This window comes from Lactobacillus sp. N54.MGS-719 (genome assembly GCF_000980505.1).
GTDB classification, from domain to species: domain Bacteria; phylum Bacillota; class Bacilli; order Lactobacillales; family Lactobacillaceae; genus Lactobacillus; species Lactobacillus amylovorus.
The window spans coordinates 1-17,297 of record NZ_LARO01000019.1 but is presented as its reverse complement, the minus strand read 5'-3'; the positions used below and the strand labels follow the sequence as shown (position 1 = coordinate 17,297).

Here is a 17,297-nt window from a genome sequence, read left to right as displayed (position 1 = left end):
CATAATGGACTAGCGGTATTAATCTTAAAGTAATGAAAGTCAGGAAAAGCATGGTGTTGAGATGTCAGAAATTGCTTTAGCTTGGGAATGGGCTAAGGGTATCACTGCTCCAATTGTTGGTTCAGCGAAGATCAAACACCTTGAATCAGCTGTGAATTCGATGGACGTAGAGCTCACACTAGATGAAGTAAACTATTTTGATGAATTGTATGTGCCACATCCAATTATCGGTGCAATTAATCAAAATCCACCTGAGGGCACAGTGGTTTCAGATAGGAAATAGAGTAAAGAAACTATTAAGTGTAAAATCTTAATAGTTTTTTATTTGCTTTCACTAAAACACGAACAATAATATATAAAAATTATGATTAATTAATAAATTAGCCAGCAATTTTAGCAAAATACTGTAAAATTCAAAAAATATATGTTAAAATCTTACCGTTAACTAATTTGAGAGGGAAATAATCAACATGAATAACGACATCGAAAAAGTATTATTTGATCAAGATCAACTTAACAAGCGCATGGATGAAATGGCAGCTCGCCTTAACAAGAAATATGAAGGGCAAGAACCAATTGTCATTCCAGTTTTGAATGGCGCAATGATCTTTGCCAGCGATATGATCAAAAGATTAACTTTCGAATTAACAATTGATCCAATGAAGGCCTCCAGTTATGAAGGTACCAGCTCTACTGGTAAGGTTAAGATTACCCAAGACGTGAAGTCAGACGTTAAGAACCGCCCAGTAATCTTCATGGAAGATATCATTGACACAGGTAGAACTTTAAAGGCACTTAGCGACTTGATGAAGGAACGCGGTGCCAAGAGTGTTGAAGTTATTTCTATGTTAGATAAACCTGAGACGCGTGTAGTTGACTTCTACCCAGATGATTATGGCTTCAAGGCTCCTAATGAATTCTTAGTAGGTTACGGCTTGGACTACAACGGTCTTTACCGCAACTTGCCATATGTTGGTATTCTTAAGCAAAGAGTTTACGCTTAGATTTAATATAGATAATGTAAAAAAAGACATAGCTTATCTCATTTAAATAGGTTATGTCTTTTTTAATATTCATAAATACAATTGATAATATTTTGCTTATTTAAAGTTACAGAAAAAACGTATAGTATTTGATTTTCACTTGTCACTGCTAATCGATATCTTATTTTATAAAAAGGAAACCTAATCGGTAATGCTGATCAAGTAATGAATCGTTTAGCTAAAAACAATGAAAGTACTAGCGTCATTATTGCAACCGCCCCTAAGAAAGGCTTGTTAAAAGGCTTTATTGAAGCTAGTGTAAAGATGCAGCCAAGAGAGTTTATCTATCTCTCATTTCAGACACTTTGGTATGTGATCTTAAGCTCTTTAAGCAAAATGGTTATGAAACTAAGGCAATCACACCGATTGATGTTGCACCTCAAACACCAGATATGATGTGCATTTGCAGACTAGATAAGGAAAATTAATTTAAAATAAGAAGCCTAACATATTAGGTAAAAATGTTATAATGATTGTGTTAGAGTTTATTTATAAGAAAAGAGATAAAAGCGAATGAACACAATTGCATTTAACCAACAATTATCAGACAAATTGAATGAAGCTCTAAATCCTGATTTGTACTCAACACCAGGTAAAGGTGAAATTACTGTAATCGCAAATGAAAAGAAAGATTTGCGTGAATACCGCATCATCACCAAAGACAACAAGGTTGTTGATTTAGTTGATGCTTATGACTCTGAGCACGATGCCGACTACCAAAAGTTAGTCGACTTCCTCAAGGACTACCGTTAATTAAGAATACAATTAAGACCCAGAGCCATATCAGCTCTGGGCTTTTTTTATTCGCTTGGCTTAATAATTTTCTAATAAACAAATAAAACAAACATAATAGAGGTAGATATAATGAAAACACAACTAAGATTTAAAAAGGGCCAAGATTATCCTGAACAACAAAATGGTTTGCCAAAGGCATTCTTCCATAACCCAAAATATAGGGATATGAGTGTCAATGCTCGTTATCTTTACATGATTTTTACTCTACGGATGACAGAGTCACAAAATAAGGGTTGGATAGATGACGATGGCAACATGTACATCATTTATTCAGATGAAGATTTGATGAAAGAATGCACTGCAAATCTTGTACAGTAGATAAATTGAAAAACGAACTAGTTGAATTTGACTTGCTATCAATGGAGAGACATTCCAACCATTTGTATCCCTTACATGTAAGCAATTCGTATAGTCATTAGGGTGAAAAAGGCACATAAAATTGTGCCTTTTTTGTTATTAAATTTTTTCAAAATTAGGCCGTAAAATTTAGATCATAATCAAAAGTTAATATATAATTAAGATAGAGTAAAAGTATAATATTAAAGTAATTGCATTAATAGGTGAAAATAATAAATGAAGAAAACTTTATTTGGTTTAATTTATATGTCTTCCTATAAGATTCAACTTAACATAGTAGATCTAAAGGATCTAACTGTCATTGAACAACTAGATTCGCCTTCGTTTTTACAAGCTGATAGTAAAAGCCAGGTTTTTGAACAAGATATGGACAAAATCTGTGATGCAATTGAAGGCTTTAAAGAGAAGTTAGCAGAATATCAGATTAAGGATTTCAAGTTTTACGGCAATGAACAATTAATTGATGAAATGTCTGCCAGTTTTATTGCAGATCAGATCAAGGTTAGAACTGGTTGGAAGATCGAATGGCTTAATGGTGGTCAAATCGTCTACGCCAAGGTCTTAAGCGGGATGAAGAGTCAAGCAGAAGTAAATGACGATGGCAAGGACCACGCCACTTATTTGCTTAGTCTTGGTTCTGCAATGATCAACCTTTCTTTGTTTAAAAACAATAAGTTCGAATCAAGCTGGAGCCTGGCCTTAGGTCCACGAGAGATCCAAGAGATCAATGAAATCACTAATGAAACGCCTAATGATCCGATCTATGTTATCAATGATTACTTAGGTGCGAAGATCGGTCACTTGGCTCGTCAGATCAAGGATAATTCGCGTGCCGCTGTAATTATCCAACACGCTGATGCCTTGAATAATACTTATTTGAAGAAAGAAAACTCAGCTAACCAAATTACGCACGAAGAATTTCAATACTTCTATGATCAACTGATCCAAATGTCGCTTAACGATATCATGCAAAACTATGACTTGGAACCAGCTGTAGCTGAACACGTTATTCCTAATGCCATTTCAATCAAGCAATTCCTTTCTCTCTTAAATATTGGCACGATTTACATTACAGACATGTCTGTTGTCACCGGCCTTTTGATGCTAGAGAAGAGAGGCAAAGATACTGATATCATGATGACTTCAGCTCAAAATATGGCTCGACGCTATTTGGTTGATTTACACCATGCTAACGCAGTACGCAAGTTTGCTTTGCACATTTTTGATCGTTTACGTAAAGTGCACCTTTTGCCTAAATCAGCTAGAGAATTGTTAGGTTGGGCAGCAACCGTTGATGATATCGGCAGCTTTGTTAATCAAGCTCGCCGCTATGAGCAATCAGCCGATTTTATCGAAGCTAATGAACTGATTGGCATGTCAGATCGTGAAAATGAAATCGTCAGTGAGATTTGTCGTTATCAGACTATCGATGATGGAGATGGTTCTGCGCCAAACATTGGTGGACACCACTACCGTCACCTGAATCCAGATGTTCAATTAACAGTGGCCAAGCTTTCTGCCATTTTGCGGATTGCGACAGCATTAGATGCATCCCACAAACAAAAGATCAAGAAAATCGTTATTTCACTGAAGAAAAACAATGAATTAGTGATTAGAGCGAAAACTAACGCAGATATTACGCTGGAACGTTGGTCATTTAACAAACGCGTTAAGTTATTCGAGGACGTATTTGGCATTAAGGTTGTTTTAAAACAAGAGGGTATGAATAGACAATGAGTAGTACATTTTTAGGAAACGAAAAAGAAGAAACAAAACTGTTTTTAAAACCGGAATATTTTAAAAACCGTGAATTAAGCTGGATGGACTTTAACGACCGAGTGTTGGAAGAGGCCCGCAATAAAGATAATCCATTGCTTGAAAGAATCAATTTCTTGGGCATCACGCAAAGTAATGTGGACGAATTCTTCATGGTTCGTGTTGCTTCTTTGCACAAGTTGATTGCGGCAGGCATTAAGACAACTGACTCTTCAGGCCAGACTCCTGAAAAGCAGCTTGATGCCATCAACCAAAAAGAACACAGAGCAGTAGAAAAAAGATACTCAACTTATTGGCGTTCACTTTTACCATTGCTTGAAAAGAAGAATATTTTCATTAAAGAAGTCAAAGATCTGAACGCTCAGCAATATGAGTTCGTTAGACGTTACTTCAGTGATGAACTATATCCAATCATTACACCAATGGCCGATGACACCAACCGTCCATTCCCATTTATTGCCAATGATTCATTGAACATCGCTGTTTGCTTGAAGGACAAGGAAGATGGTAAACATTATTACGCCACCCTTAGAGTTCCTAATAACTTTAAGCGTCTGGTTAAATTGCCTAAGGCTGACAATAGTTTTGTTTTGCTTGAAGACATCATCAAAGAATTCGTTAGCAGCTTTTTCGACGGCTACGAAGTAAAGGAAGCCGCTATTTTCCGAGTTACTCGTGACATGGACTTGGACGTGGCTGAACGTGATACTTCAGACTTTTTGCGGAGTGTACAAAAGCAATTGAAAGACCGTGAACATGGTAAAGCTGTTCGCCTTGAAATTGAAAAATCAATGGGTGAAAAGTTGCGTTCGCGCTTGTTTGATAAATTAAAGGTTAAGAAGAATGAAATCTATGAGATTTCTGGTCCAATTGATTTAACCTTCCTTAAGAAACTTGCTGGTGCAGTTAAGGGTCATGAAAAAATGCGTTATGCGCCAATCAAGGGTTATGTTGATCCAGATTTAGCTCTTTCAAGCGATATTTTTGCCAATATTAGACAAAGAGATTACTTGGTTCAACACCCATATGATTCATTTGACACAGTTTTAAACTTTATTTGTAAGGCTGCCCATGATGACAAGGTCTTAGCCATTAAGATGACCCTTTATCGTGTTTCAGGTAATTCACCAATCATTAAATACTTGGGTCAAGCTGCACAAGCTGGCAAACAAGTAACTGTTTTGGTCGAAGTCAAAGCTCGTTTTGATGAAGAGAATAACGTCCACTGGGCTAAGACTTTGGAACAAATGGGCTGTCACGTTATCTATGGTTTGAAAGGACTTAAGACGCACACCAAGATTACTTTGGTCATTCGCCGTGATGAAGATGGTATTCGCAGATACATTCACTTGGGTACCGGTAACTACAACGACGTAACTGCTCACTTCTACACTGATATGGGCTTATTCACTTCACGCCGCGACCTTGGTGTCGATGCCACTAACTTATTTAACATGCTATCTGGTTATTCTCGTCCACCATACTTCAGACAATTAAGAATTTCACCAAAGCATATCCGTGAGTTCATTAATCAAAAGATTGATAATGAAATCGAAATCGCCAAAACTGGCCGTAAAGCCGAAATTCACATGAAGATGAATTCACTCTCTGATCCTGAAATTATTGGTAAACTTTACGAAGCTTCTCACGCTGGCGTAAAAATTCACTTAATTGTGCGCGGAATTTGTTGCTTAAGAACCGATATTCCTGGAATTAGTGATAATATTGAAGTACATTCGATTGTCGGAAGATTACTCGAACACAGTCGAATCTATTACTTCTATAATAATGGTAATCAAGATGTCTACCTTTCAAGTGCGGACATGATGAAGCGTAACTTGAACAGAAGAGTTGAAACCTTATTCCCAATCTTGCAGCCAGATTTGAAGGAACGTGTACTTCATATCTACGATATTATGTGGAATGACAACGTTAAGACACGTGTACTTCATAATGATGTATATTCAATGGTTGATCGTCGTGGTAAGAAGGCTCTTAACTCTCAAGAGTACTTTATTCATCAAGCCCAAGAAAAAGAACGCGAATTAAAGCAAAAAGAAGATGAAGATAGAGATCCTGATGTCTTTGAAGTAATGCGTAAAGAAGACAATGATTTAACCCTTGAGGAAAAGAAGGATACGGATGAGTAAGGATTTTTTACGCAAAAGATTCAATATTGATAAGCTGCGATTAAAAGCTAGCAAAGATGAATTGATTGAGGCCGGCAAGAAGCAGGCTAAAAAGGTGCCAGTTAGTGAACTAGGTGCTTTTAAACAGGTTGAACGGGATGCCGTTGAGATGATCAAGACACAGGAAGATACAATGATTCCTGAGCTATTGCCTTTGCGTCATCAGCGCATGATTGCTAATGCCTTTAGCTTCTTGCGTGGTACTGCTGGTGTCATGGAATATGACTTGTTGCACAGCACGCAAAGCAAAATCTGGGTGATGATTTGTGGAGATGCCCACTTAAACAACTTCGGCTTTTTCGCTTCACCTGAAAGACAGTTGCTTTTCGGACTTAATGACTTTGATGAAACCAGAGTTGGCAATTGGGAGAGCGATTTGAAGCGTCTGATGGTCAGTGCTCAATTAATCGGTAAGATCAACGGCTATAATCCAGATAATCTTTATAAGATATTGAAGAATACTGCCAAGGCTTATGAAGACGGAATTAATGATGCGGCTGGTCAAAAGCTGCTCGACCGTTTTTACGCCTCATACAGCATCAATGATTTCTTTAATACAACCAGTGATGATAAGCAATTAGTCAAGATTTTGAAGAAAATTGCGGATAAGGCACCAAAGAATAATTCGGATAAGGTAGTTAAAAAGTTTACGACTGAAGAAAATGGCAAGCTGGTCTTTAAAGAAAATCCACCACGTGCTAGACGGATTTCTGATCAAACTTATCAGGAATTAGTTAGTGCGATGGAAGAGTATCAAAAGAAGCTTTCACCTGATGTAAAGGTGCTGTTGAGCAGTTTTGAACTGACTGACATTATTCGTTACAGCGTAGGTGTTGGTAGCTTTGGTACACGCTGCTATCTGGTTTTACTGACAGGTAGAGACGGTAGTCACTTGGTTTTGCAAATCAAAGAAGCAATGCCATCTAAGTATGATTTGTCTAATTTGTCTGTGGCAGAAGCTAAACAGCAAGGTTATGAAGAAGGGCGCCGTGTAATCACCGGTCAAAGCATCTTGCAAACCTTCTATGATCCATTCTTGGGTTATACTGAAGCAGGAGGCCGCAGCTATTATGTGCGTCAATTCAGAGATATGAAGGACTCAATTGATACCACTAAGCTGGATGAAGAAAGCTTTGAAGCTTATGCGACGCTTTGTGCCTTCATCTTGGCCCGAGCTCATTGTCAAAGTCCAACGGCAGCAATGATTTATGGCTACTTGCAAGAAAGTAAGCAATTTGATAAGTGTATGGCTGATTGGGCTGTCGCTTATAGTAAGCAAGTAGAACAAGATTACGAAGCTTTTACGAAGTATCTGCGCGGTGAATATGATAGTAGACTGAGGAGGAAGAGAAAATGACTAATACTAATTTAGTAGTAATTGACTTGGGTTCCAACTCGGTCAGAATGCAGATTTCACAAATAGACGATTATGGTGGCTATACAGTCATGGGTTACTTTAGAGAGTATGTCCGTTTGTCTGAAAATATGGGCAAAGAAATGACGCTTAAAGAAGAACCAATGAACAGAACGATTCAAGCTTTGAAAGACTTTAAAACCAGATATACGCAATATGATAATGTGGTCGTCAAAGCGGTAGCAACGGCTGCAGTTCGCGGAGCAAAGAACCAAGCGGAATTCTTAAAACGAGTAAAAGATGAAGTTGGACTGGACTTGCAGGTGATCTCAGGTAGTACCGAAGCATACTTGGACTACGTTGGCGTAGTTAATACCTTGCCAGTCAGAAACGGCATTATCATGGATTGTGGTGGTGCTTCAACGGAGCTGATTTGGGTTCAAAATGGTGCCTGCAAAGAACGGGTAAGTATTCCAATCGGTTCAGTCGTTTTGTCGCAAAACTATAACTTAGCTGATACCATTTCAGCTAGTGATTTGTATAGCGCAATGAATGCGGCAGGGCAGAAAATTTCAACGGTGCGCTGGCTAGGACAAGTGCATAATTTGCCATTAATTGCACTTGGCGGTAGTAACCGGACAATCGCGAAGATTCACCGACGAGAGGTTACTGATGAAGTTGATGAGTTGCCTGACATTCATGGGATGCACTTGCCACCACACTATATCTTTAACTTGATTAGTAAATTGATCACCATGAATAAAGATGAACGGATGAAGATTCCTGGTTTAGCCAAGCACCGAGCAGACGTGATCGTCGGTGGTTTGATCCCGATTAGCTTAGTATTGCGTAACTTGCAGGTTAGTGAAGTGATCTTTTCTAACTGCGGTTTGCGTGAGGGTATTTTGTTTGAATACTTGCGTAAAAATAGAAAAGAATAATTTATCAATCCAAGACAGTTGTCTTGGATTTTTTGGATAGAAAGCATAAGGAAAAACTATAGATTTTCATTTACAATAGATATTGGTAATGTATAAATCTTGATGGCAAATTATAGTTAATCAATCGAAAGAAAGGACCAAATAATATGCCATACGGATACATTACCAAATTAGGTGATAAATTAACTCGTGAACACGTTCGCTACAATAACAGATACGGAATCGCTATTGCAGCCGACATTTACTACGCAAAAGATATAGATAAAAATGCTAAATACCCTGCTTTGATTAATGAAGGGCTTGAAATTAGAGAAATCGATTTTCAAAACCGTGCCAGTCTAGAAAAGGCTTTTGCAGGGATTGATACCTTTGTTTATGTCGCAAGTAAAACCTACTCTGTCTTTGATCGAGTGGGCGAGCTAGAAAATGTCTTGGCTGCGATGAAGACCAATGGTATTAAGAATCTTGTGGCGATGAGCTTTATTGCAGATCAAGAAGATAACCCATTTGTGATGTCACCATTCTACGGTTATTTGCCAAGACGACTTGCAGGTACTGATCTTAATTATGCAATTGCTAAAAACAGTTTGTATGCTGATCCATTAGTGCCATACTTGCCAGAATTAATCGAGAGAAAAGGTTTGATCTACCCAGTAGGTAAGCAAGCCATGAGTTTTATTACCTTGGAAGACTCAGCTGAAGCAATGGCTACCATGGCACTTAATAAAGATGTTTTAAATAGCAGAAGAACGTACTTGCTAACTCAAAGGCGTTCTTACACCATGCCAGAACTTGGTGCAATGGGAAAGACATCAGCTCCTGGTCAGTTATCAATTGACGATTTAAGAAATGCGGAAAATTACTTGGAAGTAAAATAAGCAGATAAATTTAAGATCTCGACAAAAAGTCGAGTTTTTTTAATATAAAAAGTTTTTAAAGCAGGTTGTTACTAAATATTTTATAAAAAATAAACTATCTCTGCCTCACTCATTAACATACCTAAACAAACTTACAAAAACTAAAAAAGTAACCGTTCAAAAGTACTCATTCTTGCTGACTTACTAAAAATAAGCTATATTTGAATTGAAATTTGATTAATATATTCTATGAATCTAAGGGGGGAAAGATTATGTAAATTTTTGTAGCAGGTGGTTCAAGTCGTGTTGCAACAGAATTAATTAAAGACTTAGTTGCGGATAGTAATACTGTCGTAGCTGGCGCACGTCATGAAGATCATATTATTAAGTTAGATAATGTTAAGGCTGTTCACATGGATCTTCATTCAAGCGTTGATGATTTAGCTAAATTAATGAAAGGCAGAGATGCTGTTTACTTCACCGCTGGTTCACGTGGTAAAGATCTGCTTCAAACAGATGCATATGGTGCTGTAAAGACCATGCAAGCAGCAAAGAAGCTTGGTATTGAAAGATATATCTTAGTTCAATCTTTACTTTGGAACCTGACAAGTGGCATATCGATGGCTTGGATCAAATATTAGATTATACCATTGCCAAGTACTTTGCAGATAACTTCTTAGTAAACCAAAGTGATCTTAAATATACTATTTTGCAACCAACTAACTTAACTGAGGAAAAGGGTACAGGTAAGATAAGTCTAGATGTAACTGGAGTAACTTCTAACCCAATTCCTGATGTACAAAGACATTGGCTGAAATCCTCAAGCATGATAATACTATTGGTAAGGTTATCATGATGAAGTCTGGCGATATACCAATTGATGAAGCTTTAGCCAGTGTTAAGTAAAGTAACTAAAAAGCATCCCTAAATTTGGGATGCTTTTTTTGTACAATAATTTTTTAGTTCATCATTTTATTCAAAGAGATCATTTCTAATAAAGTTTGAGCAGTAGAACTACCTTCATTACCACCCTTTAAGCCAGCTCTTTGCCAAGCTTGTTCAATATCATCAGTTGTTAAAATTCCAAATGTGACAGGTATCTTGGTTTCCAAATTAATTTGCATAATTGCACTTGTAACATTTTGAATAATCATACTGTAGTGATCAGTTTCACCCCTGATCACAGCACCTAAAGTCATGATGCCATCAATATTTATCACTAAGCATAATCTTTTTAGCGGTAAAGCCGATTTCAAAAGCACCAGACACCCAATAAACATCAATATTCTTTTCGTTTACTCCAAATTGCTTAAGGGTAGCCAATGCACCGTCAACTAAATGATGGGTAACAATCTCATTAAACTTTGAGGCTACAATAACAATCTTTACATCATTATTTTTAAAATTACCTTGGATAAATTTTCTGATGAAGAAAAGCAAAAATTAGCTGATATGCAAGAGCAATTTAAAGCTGCACAAAAAGAAGAGCCTACAAATTTGAGGGAACATTTGCAAGCTTTCAATGATGGGGTAATAGCCATCATCATTACGATCATTGTGTTGGAAATACAACCAGCTATCAACGAGGTTCATTATCAAGGATTCTTAAGTGATATAGCGGTATTTTTAATCACTTTCTTTATAGTTGCCGACTTTTGGTATGACCTGCATTTGTCGTTCTCATATTATATTTTTAGACCGACAAAAACAGTGGCGATTATGGACTTTCTGCTGTTAGCGGATCTATCTCTTTTTCCGGTAATGACCAAATGGATCATGGCTGAAACATCGACTTTTGCAGTAGTGAACTTTGGTGTTGTCTTTTTAATTGCAAAAGTAGTTGAAATTCTGACTCAATATTTTGGGGCAAAAGAGACGGTGAAGGATTCACAAATAATGCGAATTGTTATGAATAAATCATTTGTAATACGAAGCGTATTTGATCTAGTTATTAATATTATTTTGATAATCATGTCTCTTTATATTCCAAGAGTAGCAATGATTTTGTATCTGATTATTCCAGTGATTTCATTTATTTTCCCTAATCGAATTAGATTAACCAATAAAGATTAATATTCAAGACACTTTTTAAGAAGTGTCTTTTTGTTTTGGGTCGAATTATTAGTACTTGTAAGAAAAAGATGCTACAATTAAAGAAAGCGGTTTAAAGGAGGCTTTATATGAAATATACCAAAACAAAAGAAATTTTAAATCAAGCAGTTGCTGATTTAACTCAACTTATCATGATTACTCGTCAACAGCATTGGTACATGAGAGGTCCAAACTTTTTGAAACTTCACCCATACCTCGACGATGTTATGGACGAGCTTGATGAACAAAGAGATTTAATTTCGGAAAGATTAATTACCATTGATGGGTCACCTTATTCAAGTTTATCTGAAGTATTGAAACATACTAAACTAGAAGACAAGCCTGGGGAATGGGGCATTTCGACTAAAGATAGATTCAAGACCATTATTGCTGGCTATCGCTATTTAGATAAGCTTTATGAAGAAGGAATTAAAGCTAGTGATGAAGAAGGGGACTACGGTAGCAACGATATTTTGACTAGCTGTCATACGGATATCGAAAAGAGAATCTGGATGATGCAAGCTGAGATTAATGAAGCTCCTGAAATCGATAAGTAACTAATGAAATTTAATTCTTTACAAGACACTTATACGTTAAACAATGGTGTTAAGATACCGATCATTGGCTTTGGTACTTGGCAAACGCCAGATGGTGAAGTTGCTAAGGAATCAGTTTTGGCAGCTTTAAATGCTGGCTATCGTCACATTGATACTGCCAAGGCCTATGGCAATGAAGATAGTGTTGGTGAAGCAATTCAAAGGAGTGGCATTAATCGTCATGAATTGTTTATCACTACTAAGCTATGGAATGCTGATCACGGCTATGACAAGACTAAGAAAGCAATTGATCAAAGTTTGCTTGACTTAAAGCTTGACTACCTTGACATGTATTTGATTCACTGGCCAAATCCAGCTAACATGCGCGACAACTGGGCTGAATTAAATTCAGAAAGTTGGAGAGCTATGGAAGAAGCTGTCAAAGCTGGTAAGATTCGTGCCATTGGTGTTTCTAACTTTAGAAAGCGTCACCTTGATGCATTGATGGAAAATGCTGAAATCAAGCCTGTCGTTAACCAAATTTTCTTAAACCCAAGTGACTTACAACCTGAGGTTGTTGCTGAAAATAAGAAATACGATATGCTTAACGAAGCCTACAGTCCACTTGGTACAGGTGGTTTGTTAGGTAACGATGTAGTTAAAGGAGTTGCCGCAAATTATGGCAAGTCTCCAGCACAAGTTTTGATTCGTTGGTCATTACAACATGGTTTCTTACCACTTCCTAAGTCAGTTCACCCAGAATACATCAAGGCAAATGCAGAAGTATTTGATTTTGAAATTAGTCCTGAAGATATGGTTAAGCTTGATGGATTACATGGTGTAGCTGGTTTGGCTAATGATCCAGATAAAGTTAACTTCTAATAGATAAAGAAAAGAATTAATCCAAATGACGGATTAATTCTTTTTTAGTGTCTTGATTAAATTTTTAGTAGCTGCATTGCTTTTATCGTTATAGATAATGCCAAATTGGGCGTTGCAATTCCAGTTGAAACTTTTTGATTTAAGTAAGGGATGCGCGGTTTGCCAGTCCTCCGCAGAACAAAGAATCCAGTTGTTAGACACCGCATTATTAAGTATATTCATATAAATCTTTCAACCATTTAATAATAATATCTGCTGAACCATCAATGTATTGCTTCCAAGTATTGGTATCAGCCTTATAGTGAGAATAGTTTAATTCTTCGTTTAAAGCTGCTTCTTTAGTTAAATGATAGTCAGCATGTTTCTTTTGCATGAATGAATCAACGGCAAAAGCACCTTCGATGTAATTACCGCTACCACCTAAATTATGACCTTTTTCAACTACTAAAACTGATTGGCTGTTGTGTGCAGCTTCATAAGCAGCGACAAGTCCACTAGCACCGCCGCCGATGATAATAACATCATAATTGTTCTTTAAACTCATAATTAAAACCTCCACAGCTTTATTGTTTGCGCTTATATTATAGATAGAATCAGTTGTATAAAGAAGGTATGGTAAATAATATAAAAACTCGTTCTTTGCAAGAGGAGATGAAAGTAATGACTAAATCAAACAATGATTTTGAAGATATAGCTAGATGGCGTATGGATTTTTGCCGTGAGTCTGGAGTAACGATTAATGATGAAGAATATTTTATCGATAAAGTCCAAACTTATGGCTACCGTGAAATTATTTATCAGTATCTTGACCATTTTATTGAAAACGATAGCGAGAAGGTTAGACCAAATACAACTTTTGAAGAAATATATGCTTTTTATCAACTAGATCAGAGATTAAAAAATGAAGCATTAATTGACTTGCAACTATTTGAACAAACATTTAAAGCTACACTAATCGATGTAATAGAGTTGTACGTAGCGCACTAAAAGCTAAAAAGTTCAATTTTTATCAAGAGTCTAGATTAAAACTCGAGGATCTTTTAAAAGAAAAACATGTTATGCAGACGGGAAGAGTAATCAGACGTGGTGAATTAAGAAGTAGAATTCGTCGAATTAAAGAAAATTATCTTGAACCGTTCGATGGATATAATTACTTGTACAGTAGTGAAATTACCACATGGGTTCTAATAAAAGAAATGTCATTTGGCGTTGCTTGCAACTTTTTCTTTTTGTTGCACCATAAACAGCAAGCAATAATTTTAAAGCGAGTTTTTAAGAATGACTTGTCACTTGCTGATTTTGAAAAGGTCATCGAGTCCATGCGATATTTCAGGAATCGTGCCGCACACAATTATTCACTGCTGATAATAAAGAATAGTGATGATGAATTTTTATACAATACAGTGTACAAATCACTTTTACGTTTAAAAAATCAAGAACCGGCAAGACGTATGAAGAGCAATTTTAAAGATATTATCAATAAGTATTTGGAAGAATATCTTAAAGAAAAGAATTATTTGCCATCTTTAGATCAATTAAAATTGTCGGATTTACTAAAAGACGATGCCTATGAAAATGGCTGCATCGATTGGAATGCACGAGGTTAATGCATCAATTATCAGTTGTTTTTGCAACTGTTTTAATTATTTTTTATAAAAAAGCATAAATATTAAGCCTACAAGAATTGCACTAAAAAACGTCAATTGATGAAGTAAACCGTAAAAGTTAGATACTTTTGCGTTTTTTTTAATTCAAGCAATAACCTCTTAAATTTAATAACTTTTATAAAAAGACTTATAATTGAGTTAAATATAAGTAATAGTTTTAGAAGGCAGGGATTTATATGTGGCAGTCGATTGTTTTCGGAATTATTCTAATAGTGCTTGGTTTGAGCGAAGTTCGTTCAATCCTTCATTTTGCTTGATATAATTCAAAACGTAAAAAAGTTATTAATGACTCTTTGATTATTTACTCTGTATAGCTTTTAGCATTTTATTTATTATCTTTGGCTTGAGTATGATTTTAGGCACAACGACAATCACACATTTCAGTCACACCGCTTATGTGATTATTGGTATTTGCTTGATCATTATTTCAATTTTGGTGTTTGTCCGTGGACGTAAAATTAGTAATAGCCTTAAAAAAGAAGACGAGCCCCACTTCCAAGCAATGCAAGCTTATTGGATCGCAGCACTTGTTTTAATTAGTGGGATTGTTAGTTTATTTATATAAAAAAGAAAGTCAGAGCATTCAAAAACTGTTCTGACTTTTTCTTTGCAAAAATTAATAACCAGCAAGCCAAAAAATGATCTCTCAAAAAAATAATTAAATAATTTTCGTTTGCTAATATAAAACATGTTTTTCTTATCTTTTTAAAAGTTTTTCTCGACAGCGTTTATTTGCACTTGAAGATAAAAATAACGTCAATTCTTCATAAATGTGAAAGCGGTATAAATGCTTTAATAACAGTATTTTAAGCCGTTGATTGCACCCGAAAATAGTGCTAATTTAGTGCTGATCAGAAATGAAGAAGAACGAGAGGAAAACAAAATGACTAAAATTTATACAGATTACTTCCTTGATGAAGAAGACTTTGACAAAAATCATTTTCACTACAAAAAGCTCAGCATCCCTGATGGTGTTGAAGCTAAGCCTTTAGCAGTGCCACCTGTATTGAAGCCAGATAAAGTATCAGGCAACGATGTTTGGTACACGATTGAATCAATTGAAAGTAAGGTTCAATTGCTGCCAGGTAAAGCAACTAAGACCTGGGGTTACAATGCACCTATTCTTGGTAAAACAATGGTTTTAAAGAGAGGGCAACATGTTCACGTTAAACTAAAGAACAGTTTGCCAGAACTTACTACTTATCACTGGCACGGCATGGAAGTCCCAGGTCCAATCACAGATGGTGGTTGCCACGCACCAGTATATCCAGGTGAAGAAAAAGAGATTGAATTCACTGTTAACCAACCAGCAGCTTTAACTTGGCTTCACGCTCATCCATGTCCATCAACTGCCGCTCAAGTTTGGATGGGCTTAGCAATGGGAGTGGTTGTTACAGATGACCAAGAAGCAAAGTTGCCAATTCCAAAGAACTATGGTGTTGATGAGTTCCCAGTAATTCTGCAAGATCGTACTTACCACAAAGATAACCAACTAGATTATCGTGCTGATTATGATGCAATGGGCATCTTGGGTGAAACTCCATTGATCAATGGTACGATTCGTCCTTATATTAATGTCACTACCCAAAAGGTAAGATTATTATTCTTAGGTGGATCAAATAGACGTGAATGGCGTTTGCACTTTGACGATGATATTGTAATGACGCAAATTGCTGGGGATGATTCCTTCTTGCCACATCCAGTTAAAATGACTAAGATCATGGTTACGCCTGGTGAAAGACTTCAAGTGGTGGTTGACTTCTCAGGCTATCATGAAGGTGATGTCGTAAATCTTTATACTGATGACTTTAAACTCATTGAATTTAGAATTCATCATTTTGAAAAAGACGATTCTGTCATTCCTAACACTTTGTTTGAACCCAAATTACCAGAAGTCGATCCAGATTTGCCTGTTCGCAAAGTTACCATGGATGAACACAACATGATGAATAACAAGCAATTCTCAATGCAAAGAATCGATATGAAGCAAAAGGTAGGGCAAGCTGAATACTGGGATGTAACTAACACTAATACTAAGGAACATGGTATGATTCACCCATTCCACATTCATGGCACCCACTTCACAGTTGTTTCAAGAAATGGACATGAACCATTTCCAAATGAATATGGTTATAAGGACACTATTCCAGTTCGTCCTGGTGAAACGGTTCGTTTAAGAGTCGAATTTCCACTTCTTGGTGTGTTCATGTATCACTGCCACATCATTGAACATGAAGATGCCGGCATGATGGCGCAAATTGAAATCTTTGATTCAGATCATCCTAAGAAATACCACTTAATGGATATGGAAACTTTGACTAAAGCCTTCGCGGAAGAAAAAGGCATTAATCCAGAGGATGTTTGGATGCCAGGTATGGATACCGAAGGCTGTGGTATGGATGATGCAACAACGGGGGCTAGTCAAAAATGATGAATGATAATATTTGGGTAAAATTGTTTTTCGTGATTTTATATGCCGCGATGGCATATTTAACTTTCACAGGCAATATGATGATGGGGATGTATTTGATGGCTGGAGGGATGCTATTATCAGCTCTCTTGTCGTTAGTTAGTTCACTTGCTAAATCTAAGAAATAAAAAGGTTGATAGTTAAAATAATAGAAAAGGCATAATTCTTAAAAATGTAAGAATTATGTCTTTTTCTATATAGCAATGGTAAAGAAATAATATAGCTTATTTCTTCACTTTGGAAACTGTCAAATCTTTTGTGTAAATAGATCTTTCTCGTAAATTGATTTTTTAATTATTTATTTAATCAAAGTAGGATTCTAAGGTGTCCTGAACCTGA

Annotated in this window: 17 protein-coding genes and 3 pseudogenes; 18 read left to right on the top strand and 2 right to left on the bottom strand. The window is 36.3% G+C overall.

Translation table 11 applies throughout. The annotated features are described in order from the left end of the window. Nucleotides 1-46 precede the first annotated feature (46 nt). The 10 genes and pseudogenes from WS44_RS04905 to WS44_RS04855 form a co-directional block, all read left to right on the top strand. A pseudogene (locus tag WS44_RS04905) lies at nt 47-283 on the top strand (aldo/keto reductase); the annotation flags it as partial. Nucleotides 284-470: 187 nt separating this feature from the next. After that, the gene (gene hpt / locus WS44_RS04900) at nt 471-1,004 is read left to right on the top strand and encodes a hypoxanthine phosphoribosyltransferase (protein WP_046433430.1); all 534 of its coding nucleotides are present in this window, start codon (nt 471-473) and stop codon (nt 1,002-1,004) included. Between the two features lie 552 nt (nt 1,005-1,556). Then, nucleotides 1,557-1,796, top strand: a complete 240-nt coding sequence (locus tag WS44_RS04890) for a hypothetical protein (RefSeq protein ID WP_013437946.1) — start codon at nt 1,557-1,559, stop codon at nt 1,794-1,796. Nucleotides 1,797-1,907: 111 nt separating this feature from the next. Beyond that, nucleotides 1,908-2,156: a replication initiator protein A gene (locus WS44_RS04885; protein WP_046433428.1), complete on the top strand. Its 249-nt coding sequence runs from the start codon at nt 1,908-1,910 to the stop codon at nt 2,154-2,156. A gap of 255 nt (nt 2,157-2,411) precedes the next feature. Next, nucleotides 2,412-3,932: an exopolyphosphatase gene (locus WS44_RS04880; protein ID WP_013641915.1), complete on the top strand. Its 1,521-nt coding sequence runs from the start codon at nt 2,412-2,414 to the stop codon at nt 3,930-3,932. Further along, nucleotides 3,929-6,121 carry an RNA degradosome polyphosphate kinase gene (locus tag WS44_RS04875; RefSeq protein ID WP_013641916.1) on the top strand — a complete coding sequence of 731 codons (2,193 nt, stop codon included), beginning with the start codon at nt 3,929-3,931 and terminating at the stop codon, nt 6,119-6,121. Before WS44_RS04880 ends, WS44_RS04875 begins: the two co-directional genes overlap by 4 nt. Next, complete coding sequence (locus tag WS44_RS04870; protein ID WP_014565847.1) at nt 6,114-7,517, top strand: DUF2252 domain-containing protein; 1,404 nt, start codon at nt 6,114-6,116, stop codon at nt 7,515-7,517. The genes WS44_RS04875 and WS44_RS04870 overlap by 8 nt, the downstream gene beginning before the upstream one ends. Next, nucleotides 7,514-8,455 (top strand): Ppx/GppA family phosphatase, encoded by a 942-nt coding sequence (locus tag WS44_RS04865; protein ID WP_046433425.1) that lies wholly within the window; start codon nt 7,514-7,516, stop codon nt 8,453-8,455. Before WS44_RS04870 ends, WS44_RS04865 begins: the two co-directional genes overlap by 4 nt. A 146-nt stretch (nt 8,456-8,601) precedes the next feature. Then, nucleotides 8,602-9,333, top strand: a complete 732-nt coding sequence (locus WS44_RS04860; RefSeq protein ID WP_013437952.1) for an NAD(P)H-binding protein — start codon at nt 8,602-8,604, stop codon at nt 9,331-9,333. Nucleotides 9,334-9,590: 257 nt separating this feature from the next. After that, nucleotides 9,591-10,218, top strand: a pseudogene (locus tag WS44_RS04855) (NAD(P)H-binding protein). Nucleotides 10,219-10,271: 53 nt separating this feature from the next. Here WS44_RS04855 and ribH read toward each other — a convergent pair. Continuing rightward, nucleotides 10,272-10,752 (bottom strand): annotated as a pseudogene (ribH, locus tag WS44_RS04850) (6,7-dimethyl-8-ribityllumazine synthase). 12 nt (nt 10,753-10,764) lie between these two features. On the opposite strand from ribH, the gene WS44_RS04845 reads away from it, so the two are divergent. From WS44_RS04845 to WS44_RS04835, 3 genes are all read left to right on the top strand, one after another. After that, nucleotides 10,765-11,385, top strand: coding sequence for a TMEM175 family protein (locus WS44_RS04845; RefSeq protein WP_288145696.1), 621 nt, complete (start codon nt 10,765-10,767; stop codon nt 11,383-11,385). Between the two features lie 107 nt (nt 11,386-11,492). Then, nucleotides 11,493-11,960, top strand: coding sequence for a DNA starvation/stationary phase protection protein (locus WS44_RS04840; protein WP_013437955.1), 468 nt, complete (start codon nt 11,493-11,495; stop codon nt 11,958-11,960). Nucleotides 11,961-11,963: 3 nt separating this feature from the next. Beyond that, the gene (locus WS44_RS04835; protein WP_013437956.1) at nt 11,964-12,821 is read left to right on the top strand and encodes an aldo/keto reductase; all 858 of its coding nucleotides are present in this window, start codon (nt 11,964-11,966) and stop codon (nt 12,819-12,821) included. A 208-nt stretch (nt 12,822-13,029) separates the two neighbouring features. Here WS44_RS04835 and WS44_RS04825 read toward each other — a convergent pair whose 3' ends face one another. After that, nucleotides 13,030-13,365, bottom strand: a complete 336-nt coding sequence (locus WS44_RS04825) for an FAD-dependent oxidoreductase (protein WP_046433423.1) — start codon at nt 13,363-13,365, stop codon at nt 13,030-13,032. A gap of 53 nt (nt 13,366-13,418) precedes the next feature. On the opposite strand from WS44_RS04825, the gene WS44_RS04820 reads away from it, so the two are divergent. The 5 genes from WS44_RS04820 (at nt 13,419) to WS44_RS09920 (ending at nt 17,086) form a co-directional block, all read left to right on the top strand. Continuing rightward, a complete protein-coding gene (locus tag WS44_RS04820; RefSeq protein WP_288145690.1) occupies nt 13,419-13,808 on the top strand; it encodes an Abi family protein in 390 nt (129 codons plus the stop codon). A 71-nt stretch (nt 13,809-13,879) separates the two neighbouring features. Then, on the top strand, nt 13,880-14,428 hold the full coding sequence (locus WS44_RS04815; protein ID WP_013641927.1) for an Abi family protein: 549 nt from the start codon (nt 13,880-13,882) through the stop codon (nt 14,426-14,428). 409 nt (nt 14,429-14,837) lie between these two features. Further along, nucleotides 14,838-15,053 (top strand): hypothetical protein, encoded by a 216-nt coding sequence (locus tag WS44_RS09925; RefSeq protein WP_288145689.1) that lies wholly within the window; start codon nt 14,838-14,840, stop codon nt 15,051-15,053. A 318-nt stretch (nt 15,054-15,371) separates the two neighbouring features. Beyond that, the gene (locus WS44_RS04810) at nt 15,372-16,919 is read left to right on the top strand and encodes a multicopper oxidase domain-containing protein (protein WP_046433419.1); all 1,548 of its coding nucleotides are present in this window, start codon (nt 15,372-15,374) and stop codon (nt 16,917-16,919) included. Beyond that, nucleotides 16,916-17,086 carry a hypothetical protein gene (locus WS44_RS09920; RefSeq protein WP_288145688.1) on the top strand — a complete coding sequence of 57 codons (171 nt, stop codon included), beginning with the start codon at nt 16,916-16,918 and terminating at the stop codon, nt 17,084-17,086. The genes WS44_RS04810 and WS44_RS09920 overlap by 4 nt, the downstream gene beginning before the upstream one ends. Nucleotides 17,087-17,297 lie beyond the last annotated feature (211 nt).

Excerpts from the sequence above, each read along its gene's own strand:
- hpt (WP_046433430.1), top strand. The coding sequence starts at position 471 with ATGAATAACGACATCGAAAAAGTATTATTTGATCAAGATCAACTTAAC.
- WS44_RS04890 (WP_013437946.1), top strand. The coding sequence starts at position 1,557 with ATGAACACAATTGCATTTAACCAACAATTATCAGACAAATTGAATGAA.
- WS44_RS04885 (WP_046433428.1), top strand. The coding sequence starts at position 1,908 with ATGAAAACACAACTAAGATTTAAAAAGGGCCAAGATTATCCTGAACAA.
- WS44_RS04880 (WP_013641915.1), top strand. The coding sequence starts at position 2,412 with ATGAAGAAAACTTTATTTGGTTTAATTTATATGTCTTCCTATAAGATT.
- WS44_RS04875 (WP_013641916.1), top strand. The coding sequence starts at position 3,929 with ATGAGTAGTACATTTTTAGGAAACGAAAAAGAAGAAACAAAACTGTTT.
- WS44_RS04870 (WP_014565847.1), top strand. The coding sequence starts at position 6,114 with ATGAGTAAGGATTTTTTACGCAAAAGATTCAATATTGATAAGCTGCGA.
- WS44_RS04865 (WP_046433425.1), top strand. The coding sequence starts at position 7,514 with ATGACTAATACTAATTTAGTAGTAATTGACTTGGGTTCCAACTCGGTC.
- WS44_RS04860 (WP_013437952.1), top strand. The coding sequence starts at position 8,602 with ATGCCATACGGATACATTACCAAATTAGGTGATAAATTAACTCGTGAA.
- WS44_RS04845 (WP_288145696.1), top strand. The coding sequence starts at position 10,765 with ATGCAAGAGCAATTTAAAGCTGCACAAAAAGAAGAGCCTACAAATTTG.
- WS44_RS04840 (WP_013437955.1), top strand. The coding sequence starts at position 11,493 with ATGAAATATACCAAAACAAAAGAAATTTTAAATCAAGCAGTTGCTGAT.
- WS44_RS04835 (WP_013437956.1), top strand. The coding sequence starts at position 11,964 with ATGAAATTTAATTCTTTACAAGACACTTATACGTTAAACAATGGTGTT.
- WS44_RS04825 (WP_046433423.1), bottom strand. The coding sequence starts at position 13,365 with ATGAGTTTAAAGAACAATTATGATGTTATTATCATCGGCGGCGGTGCT.
- WS44_RS04815 (WP_013641927.1), top strand. The coding sequence starts at position 13,880 with ATGCAGACGGGAAGAGTAATCAGACGTGGTGAATTAAGAAGTAGAATT.
- WS44_RS09925 (WP_288145689.1), top strand. The coding sequence starts at position 14,838 with ATGATTTTAGGCACAACGACAATCACACATTTCAGTCACACCGCTTAT.
- WS44_RS04810 (WP_046433419.1), top strand. The coding sequence starts at position 15,372 with ATGACTAAAATTTATACAGATTACTTCCTTGATGAAGAAGACTTTGAC.
- WS44_RS09920 (WP_288145688.1), top strand. The coding sequence starts at position 16,916 with ATGATGAATGATAATATTTGGGTAAAATTGTTTTTCGTGATTTTATAT.